This is a genomic window from Caldisericia bacterium (genome assembly GCA_021158845.1).
GTDB lineage: Bacteria > Caldisericota > Caldisericia > B22-G15 > B22-G15 > B22-G15.
Map to the genome: position 1 here is coordinate 1 of JAGGSY010000081.1, position 8,628 is coordinate 8,628.

General features: G+C 36.9%; 7 protein-coding genes. All 7 read left to right on the top strand.

The features are described 5' to 3' along the window. Positions 1 to 2: 2 nt before the first annotated feature. The gene (gene dnaA / locus J7J33_03115; protein MCD6168280.1) at positions 3 to 1,283 is read left to right on the top strand and encodes a chromosomal replication initiator protein DnaA; all 1,281 of its coding nucleotides are present in this window, start codon (positions 3 to 5) and stop codon (positions 1,281 to 1,283) included. Between the two features lie 113 nt (positions 1,284 to 1,396). Then, a complete protein-coding gene (gene dnaN / locus J7J33_03120; protein MCD6168281.1) occupies positions 1,397 to 2,500 on the top strand; it encodes a DNA polymerase III subunit beta in 1,104 nt (367 codons plus the stop codon). Beyond that, positions 2,497 to 3,570: a DNA replication and repair protein RecF gene (gene recF / locus J7J33_03125; GenBank protein ID MCD6168282.1), complete on the top strand. Its 1,074-nt coding sequence runs from the start codon at positions 2,497 to 2,499 to the stop codon at positions 3,568 to 3,570. The genes dnaN and recF overlap by 4 nt, the downstream gene beginning before the upstream one ends. Beyond that, a complete protein-coding gene (locus tag J7J33_03130; protein MCD6168283.1) occupies positions 3,545 to 3,829 on the top strand; it encodes a DUF721 domain-containing protein in 285 nt (94 codons plus the stop codon). Before recF ends, J7J33_03130 begins: the two co-directional genes overlap by 26 nt. Positions 3,830 to 3,831: 2 nt before the next feature. Beyond that, on the top strand, positions 3,832 to 5,733 hold the full coding sequence (locus tag J7J33_03135) for a DNA gyrase subunit B (GenBank protein MCD6168284.1): 1,902 nt from the start codon (positions 3,832 to 3,834) through the stop codon (positions 5,731 to 5,733). Further along, on the top strand, positions 5,726 to 8,131 hold the full coding sequence (gene gyrA / locus J7J33_03140; GenBank protein MCD6168285.1) for a DNA gyrase subunit A: 2,406 nt from the start codon (positions 5,726 to 5,728) through the stop codon (positions 8,129 to 8,131). The genes J7J33_03135 and gyrA overlap by 8 nt, the downstream gene beginning before the upstream one ends. Beyond that, a complete protein-coding gene (locus J7J33_03145; GenBank protein MCD6168286.1) occupies positions 8,128 to 8,541 on the top strand; it encodes an archease in 414 nt (137 codons plus the stop codon). Before gyrA ends, J7J33_03145 begins: the two co-directional genes overlap by 4 nt. Positions 8,542 to 8,628: the final 87 nt, after the last annotated feature.

Consider the following 8,628-nt stretch of genomic DNA (forward strand, 5'->3'; position numbering starts at 1 on the left):
TAATTAAAGATTATCTATCTACACCCTCTTATGAGACATGGTTTAAGACTACGAAAGCTCTTGAAGAAACAGAGGATAAACTTGTAATTGGTGTAATTTCAGAGTTTGGTAGAGATTGGATAAGGTCAAACTACCTTCCCCTTATAAAAGAGGTCATAAGAGCTGTGGCAGGAAAAGATCTCTCCCTTGAGTTCGTTGTTCTCAAAGAGAAAGGAAAAGAGGAGAAGATAATAAAAGAGGAGATAATAAATAGAAGAAAACTTGGATTAAACGAAAATTACACATTTAATAACTTCGTTGTGGGGGATAGTAATAAACTTGCCCATGCTGCAAGCCTTGCTGTAGCAAAAAACCCTGGACATTCCTACAACCCCCTTTTCATATATGGAGGTGTTGGGCTTGGAAAAACTCATCTTATTCAAGCTATTGGACACTATGTTCTTGATACAAAACCAGCATTAAAGGTGGTTTATGTGACAAGTGAAATATTTACAAATGAGGTTATACGGTCTATTCAAAAGGGTAAAATGAATGACTTTCACAACAAATACAGAAGTGTGGATGTGCTTTTAATTGATGATATTCAGTTTCTCGCTGGGAAAGAGAGGACACAGGAGGAGTTCTTCCACACATTTAATGCCCTCCATAACAACTACAAACAGATAGTTATTACAAGCGATAGGCTTCCAAAAGAGATCCCCACACTTGAGGATAGATTAAGGAGTAGGTTTGAGTGGGGGTTGATGGTGGATATTGCTCCCCCTGATTTTGAAACAAGGGTGGCAATTTTAAAGAAAAAGGCGGAGAAAGAGAAGATAAAGGTGCCTGATGATGTAATCTACTATATTGCGGAGAATATAAAATCAAACATAAGGGAGCTTGAAGGAGCATTAATTAGACTTCTTGCACATGCCTCTTTAAATAACTCAGAGATAACCCTTGATTTTACAAAAAGGATACTCTCTGGAATATTTGGGAAGATAGAGAAAAAAAAGATTGACGCAGAAGAGATTAAAAATGTTGTCTCCTCTTATTTCTCCATATCAGTGGAGGATATAGAGGGTGGAAAGAGATCTCAAGATTATACAATTCCAAGGCAGATTGCAATGTACCTTATTAGGGAACTTACAAATCTCTCTCTTCCACAGATTGGAAATTTATTTGGTGGAAGGGACCATACAACAGTTCTTTATTCAATAGATAAAATAAAGAGAGAGTTAAAAAAGGATGAGAATTTAAAAGCTGCCGTTGAGGAAATAAGGAGAATGTTGATAGGTGACTAAAAGCTATGTTGATGAATGGTTTAATATATATGAGGTTTTCTTTATATTTTAAACTTTTTCAACAGTGCTATTAACTCTACTATTTTTAAAAATTATTAGAAGGAGGATTAGAGATGTTGAAAGTTAATAAAAAGGAATTTGTTGATGGACTATCAGTTGTAGGGAAAGTTGTAAGAACCACTCCAACAATGCCTATTCTCTCCAATGTTAAGATAGAGGTGAAAGAGGGAAGAGGAAAAATTATTGGAACTGACCTTGAGATAGGAGTTATTTATTATTTTAACTGTGAGGGAGATGATACAGAGTTTCTTGTATCAGAAAAACTCCTTGAGGATATAGTTAAATCTCTATCTGATGAGACATTTACAATAGATGTGGATGAGGGATTTATTGAGATAAAAACAAAGAGTAATCTATACAAAGTAAGGACAGTAAACGATGAATTTCCTTTTATAAGTATAGAAAATGTGGATAAAAGGTTAGATTTTAAAACTGAAGATATTAAAAAGGGGTTAAAAAAGGTAAACTTCTCCATTGGTTTACCTGAAAGAACAAGAATAGAGTTTACATCAGCTCTCTTTGAAATAAAGAAAGATATGGTAAAGATTGTTGGAACAGATGGTAATAGGCTTGCCCTTTATAGAAATGGAGATTTTAAAAGAGATGAGAAAGAGTTTGAGTTTTTGGTTCCAAAACAGAGTATAAATATGCTTATAAATATCCTGTCTTTTGAAAAGAAAGACACTATAACCTTCGGATTTTCAGGAAAGAGTTTCTATTATGAAGGGGATAAGATTTACTTTATATCCCGTCTTGGTCAGGGAAAGTTTCCTGATTATGAGATGGTTCTTCCAAAAGAAAATAGTAATTTTTTAGTCCTTAATAGAGAAGAACTTATAAAAGCACTTTCAAGGATTAACTTAATAACAAGGGAAGGAACTGGAAAAGTTACATTTGAAAGAGTGGATGATACCCTTAAACTCTATGGTTTTTCCACAGAGGTTGGGGAAGGTGTGGAAAATATTGATATTGTTGAAGGAAACTTAAAGAATAAAGTCAAGATTTTTCTTGATACAAAGAGAGTTATAGAGGGAATTAAATATATTGATGATGAGAAAATTAAGATGCTTGTGTTTGATCCAGAAGCCCCAATTACATTTAAAGGTCTTAATGATGAAAACTTCCTTTATATTATAATGCCCTATAGGTCTGAATGATTATAAAAAGTATAAAAATTTTAACCTTCAGAAACATAGAGAGTATCTCTGTAAATTTCAACGATAGTATAAATTTGATTATAGGCTCCAATGGGAGTGGAAAGACAAATTTTCTCAATGCAATATATTATGTCTCCTCTGGAAAAACCATGAACAATCTCAGCGAAAATGATATACCCATGTTTCCAGAAGACTCTTTCTACCTTTGTGGGGAGTTTGAGGGAAATGATGGAGAGATAAAGATTGAGATAGTATCAAAAAATAAAAGAAAGATAGTCTCAAAAAATGGTGTTCCTCTATCAGGTATCAGGGAGATAACAGGTATTGTTCCAATAGTTTTTTTTAATTTTAGAACAAAAGACATTATTCTAAAGGAGCCAGAGCTTAGGAGAGAGTTTATGAATAATTTTCTCTCCATAGTGGACAACAAATATAAAGACTTTCTCCTTCAGTATCAGGAGGTCCTTAAGGCAAAAAACAGCATTCTTAAAAAAATAAAGGAGAAAGACGATTTCTATCTTTCCACACTCCTTTCAACATTAAATGAAAGGATGTATGAAAAGGGAATATATATACAGGAGAAGAGGAGTGAATTTTTAACCATGTTGAAGAGGAAGATGGATGAGAGGGGTTTTATGGATGTGTCTATAGATTATCAGCCAAGATTAATTACTCCTCAGGAGCTAAATAAAAAAAGAGATGAAGAGATAGAGAGGGGATTTAGTCTTATAGGACCCCATTTAGATGACATATTTTTCAATGTAAAGGGGCTTAGTTTAAAGAATTTCTTCTCCTTGGGCGAAGTGGAGGAGTTTACATTGAATCTTATCTTCTCTGTGTGGGAGATAATGAGGGAGATAACGGGTGAGGATCCAATAATTTTGTTGGATGATATATTTGAGACAATGGATGAGGAAAAGATTAAAAAGTTGCCTCATTTGTTGTATAATTTAAAACAGGTGATGATTACATCTTTTGATGAAAGAATTGTTCCAGTGGAACTTAGAGAGAGTGGTTCCACTTTTTTAATGAGGAGAGGAAGGCTTGAAGAAGTTAAGGGAAGTACTTGACGAGTATCTCTTTGAAAGGGGATACGAGAAAAACATTAAAAAAAACCTAATTTTTTTATACTGGAAGAAGGTATGTGGAGAGATTATATCCTCCCATGTTACTCCTTTTAAGATAAAAAAGGATGTCTTGTTTGTACTTGTTGACCATCCATCGTGGGGAGAAAATTTTAAACTCCTCTTTCCTGAGATCAAGAAGAGATTGAACGAAATGGTGGGGGATGAAGTCATAAGAGAAGTGAAGATTATTTTGAAGAGGTGAATATGAAAGAGAGGAATGAATATACAGCATCTTTTATTAAGGTACTGGAAGGTCTTGAAGGTGTAAGAAAGAGACCTGCAATGTATATTGGTTCCACTGGAGAGGAGGGGCTTCACCACCTTCTTCTTGAGGTGGTTGATAACTCCATTGATGAGGCAATGGCAGGTTTCTGTGATAGGATTGTGGTTACTCTTCATAAGGATGGGAGAGTCTCTGTTTTTGATAACGGAAGGGGTATTCCTCCAGATATTCATCCAAAGTATGGTGTATCAGGAATAGAACTTGCATTAACAAGACTTCATGCAGGTGGAAAGTTTGAGGGTAAAGCCTATCAAGTCTCTGGTGGTCTTCATGGTGTTGGAATCTCTGTTGTTAATGCCCTTTCAGAGCATCTTGTTGTTGAGGTTTATAGAGATGGAAAGAGATACCATCAGGAGTTTTCAAGGGGTAAACCACTAACAAGACTTCAAGTTTCAGAGGATGGGGAGGGAAAAAGAGGCACATACATAGAGTTTAAACCTGATTCAGAGATCTTTGAGACTGTGGAGTTTAATCCTGAGAGGATAAAGAGGAGACTTCTTGAATTATCCTTTCTAAACAAAGGCTTAAGAATAATATTCATTGATGAGATAAATGATAGAAGAGAGGAGTACTTTTTTGAAGGAGGAATAGTTTCTTATCTAAAGGAGATAGTTAAGGAAAAGGAGCCTCTTTTTGAACCAATATACTTTAAAGAGAATGGTGAGGAGTATTTCTTTGAGTTTGCCTTTGTATATACAAAATCCCAGAAAGGAGAGAACCTCTCCTTTGTCAACTCCATCAAAACCCTTGAGGGAGGAACCCACCTATCAGGTTTCAAGAGTGGATTAACCAAATTTTTGAATGAGGAGTCAAAGAAATTTGGTGTTCTTAAGGAAGGAGAGAGTTTTGTATGGGATGATGTGTCTGATGGACTCTTCTCCATTATAAACATAAGAATAAGGGAGCCTCAATTTGAAGGGCAGACAAAGACAAAGCTTGGCAATACATGGGTAAGGAAAGAAGTTGAAAAGGTGGTACGCCACAACCTTGTTCTCATCCTTGAAAAGAATCCATCCCTTCTTAAAGAAATCCTTAAGAGGGTGGAGATAGCAAAGAGGGCAAGAGAGGCGGCAAGGAAGGCGAGAGAGGTTGTAAGGAAAAAGGCACTCTTTGATGAAACCCTCCCGGGGAAGCTGGCAGATTGCTCTGAGAATGATCCAAAGAGAAGTGAACTCTTTATTGTGGAGGGAGATTCTGCTGGAGGTTCTGCAAAGCAGGGAAGAGATAGAGTTACTCAGGCAATTCTTCCCTTAAGGGGAAAGATACTGAATGCAATGAAATCCTCTGTGGCTAAATTGGTTGAGAATGATGAAATAAAGAGTATAATTGCCTCTCTTGGCACTGGGATACTGGAGGATTTTGATATTACAAAACTAAGATATGACAAGATAATAATTATGACTGATGCAGATGTGGATGGTTCTCACATAAAAACGCTTCTCCTTGCCTTCTTCTGGAAGTATGCAAGGGAACTTATTGAAGAGGGACACATTTATGTGGCACTTCCCCCCCTCTACAGGTTAAAGGTTGGTAGGGAAATTAAGTATCTCTACAGTGATGAAGAGCTATCAAAGGAGATGGAGAAGATAAGGAGAGAGGGAAAAAAGTTCATGATTACAAGATTCAAGGGACTTGGAGAGATGAACCCCGATGACCTTTTCAACACCACAATGGATCCAAAGAAGAGGATCTTAAAGAGAGTGACAATCCTTGACGCCATGAGGGCGGAAGAGATAATAAACATCCTTATGGGGGAGAAGGTTGAACCAAGGAGAAGATTTATTGAAGATCACGCACTGGAGGTGAAAGATTTAGATGTCTAAAGAGATAGTATCCCCATTTGAAGAGGAGCTTAAAGAGTCCTATCTTTCCTATGCCATGAGCGTTATTGTAGCTCGTGCCCTTCCTGATGTTAGAGATGGCTTAAAGCCTGTCCAGAGAAGAATACTTTACACGATGAAAGAGGTTGGAAATCTTCCAGGTTCTGCTTTTAAAAAGAGTGCAAGAATCGTTGGTGAGGTCATGGGAAAATACCATCCACATGGAGATAGCCCAATATATGAGGCGCTTGTAAGGATGGCACAGGATTTCTCCCTAAGATACCCGCTGGTGGAGGGGAATGGAAACTTTGGAAGCATAGATGGTGATCCACCAGCAGCCATGCGATATACAGAGGTAAGACTTGCCCCCATCTCCATGGAACTTCTTCAGGATATTGAGAAGGAAACAGTTCCCATGAGACCCAACTTTGACAACTCCCTCAATGAACCTGTGGTGCTTCCAGCAAAGTTTCCAAATCTCCTTTTAAATGGAGCAACTGGAATTGCTGTGGGAATGGCAACAAATATCCCTCCCCATAATATAAGCGAAGTTATTGATGCCCTTTTAATTCTACTTAGAAATAGAGAGGCATCAACTGATGAGATAATGAAGGTGCTTAAAGGTCCAGATTTCCCAACAAGGGGTGTGATAGTTGGGATTTCTGGAGTAAGGGATTATTTTGAGACAGGAAAGGGGAGGGTAATAGTAAAGGGCAGGGGAAGATTTGAGAGGGTAGGAAAGCATTTAAGATACATCATTTATGAACTCCCATACCTTGTTAACAAATCTGAACTTATAAAAAAGATAGTTTCCTTAGTTAAAACGGGAAAGTTAAAGGAGATTGATGATATAAGGGATGAATCTTCCAAGGAAGGAATAAGGGTTGTTATTGACCTTAAAAGGAAAGTGGATACACATGTATTTGAAAATAAGCTCTTCAAGTACACTCAACTTGAAACATCCTTTCCTGTAAACTTTGTTGCCCTCATTGCTGGAAGACCGAAACTATTCTCCATAAGAGAGGCACTAACAACATTTCTCTCCTTCAGAGAAGAGGTGATTACAAGAAGGTCAATCTTTGAGTTAAACAAGGAGAAAAAGGAGATTCACCTACTTTTTGGTATAAAAATAGCCATAGAGAATCTTGATGAAACAGTGAAACTCATAAGAAACTCAAAGGATAGAAATGAAGCAAAGAGTAAGCTTATTTCCGTTTTAAAGGTAAGTGAGGAGCAGGCAAATGCCATACTGGACATGAGGCTATCAAGATTGGTTTCTTTAGAGAGGGAGAAGCTCTTAAAGGAGATTAAAGATAAGGAGAAAAAGATAGAAGAATTGGAAAAGATCCTCTCAGATAGAGACATGCTTCTTTCAGTCATTGAAAGGGAACTACTTGACATAAAGAAGAGATTTGGAGATGAGAGAAAGACAGAGATAGTTTTTGAAGAGAGGGAAGAGATTGACATAAAGGATATGATCCCGGATGAGGAGGTAATTATATTTTTAACAAAGGAAGGATACATAAAGAGAACACCAATGAAACACTTCTCCATACAGAGGAGAGGTGGTAAGGGTACAAGAGGAATAAGACTTGGTAAAGGAGATTCCCTGAAGGACATCTTCTTCACATCAAACCACAAATCTGCTCTATTCTTTACAAATTTTGGCAAGGTTTATAAACTCAATGTGTACGAGATTCCTGAGGGTCTAAGGGAGAGTAAAGGTGAGGCAGTCCATCTTCTTCTATCCCTTGATCCAGACGAGAGAGTTACCTCTGTTTTAACAGGAGATTTAACCAAAGGGAAGTATCTATTAATGTTCACCAAAAAGGGAAGGATAAAGAAGGTTTCTTTATCTCTCATTAAAAATATAAGGAGAAATGGACTGAAGATAATCAATTTGAGGAAGGAGGATTTTGTTAAGAGGGTAAGGATTGTAAAGGGAGATGAGACGATAGTTGTCTCCACAGAGAAAGGACTCATGGCGAGATTTAGTATTAATAAGTTAAGGCCACAGGGAAGGAATGCATCTGGAGTAATAGGGGTAAGACTTTCAAAGGATGATGAAATATCCAGCTTTGACATAGAGAGATTTGGGAAACATCTCTTTGTAATCACATCAAAGGGTAAGGGAAAGAGGATAAACTTCTCTGAAATAACACTTAGAAACAGGGGCGTGAAGGGTATGAGAGGGATAAGGTTAAGAGGGGATGATAGAGTTTCAGCTGTAAGGTCTGTCTCTGAAACTGAGAGGCTTGTTATTACAACAAAGAAGGGAAAAATAATAAAAATAAAGGTTAAAAGTGTTCCAGTGCAGAGTAGGAATGCCTCTGGAGTGAGGGTTATTAAACTTGAGAAGGAGGACAGAGTCTCTGGTCTTGCCCTTGAAAGAGAGATATGAAGAGATACGAGTTTTTTCCTCACACTGCAGATATTGGAGTAAGGGTCTTTGGAAAAACGCTCAAAGAACTTTTTGAAAATGCATCCTTCGCTCTTTTCTCAGTTATGTTTGAGAGAGGTGGAGAAGAGAGAGAAAGAAGGTCCTTTGATATTTCATCTTCATCATTAGACCTTCTACTTGTCAAATACCTTACAGAGTTTTTGTATCTGTTTGATGTGGAGTTTTTTGTTCCTTCCCGGGTTGAGATTGATTACATAGATGAAAAAAGTGTGAGGGGGAGTGTTTATGGTGAAAAATTTGATGAGAGAAAACACGAAATAAAATATAGCGTGAAAGCCATAACACTCCACAACCTCCATATAGAAAAGGAGAAGAACATCTACAAAGTCGAGATAATATTTGACATATAATATTAATGAGATATAATTATATGGTTTAGAAAATTCTAAACCATAATTTAAAAATTGACCTCCTTTAAGAAAACTAAATTTAATATA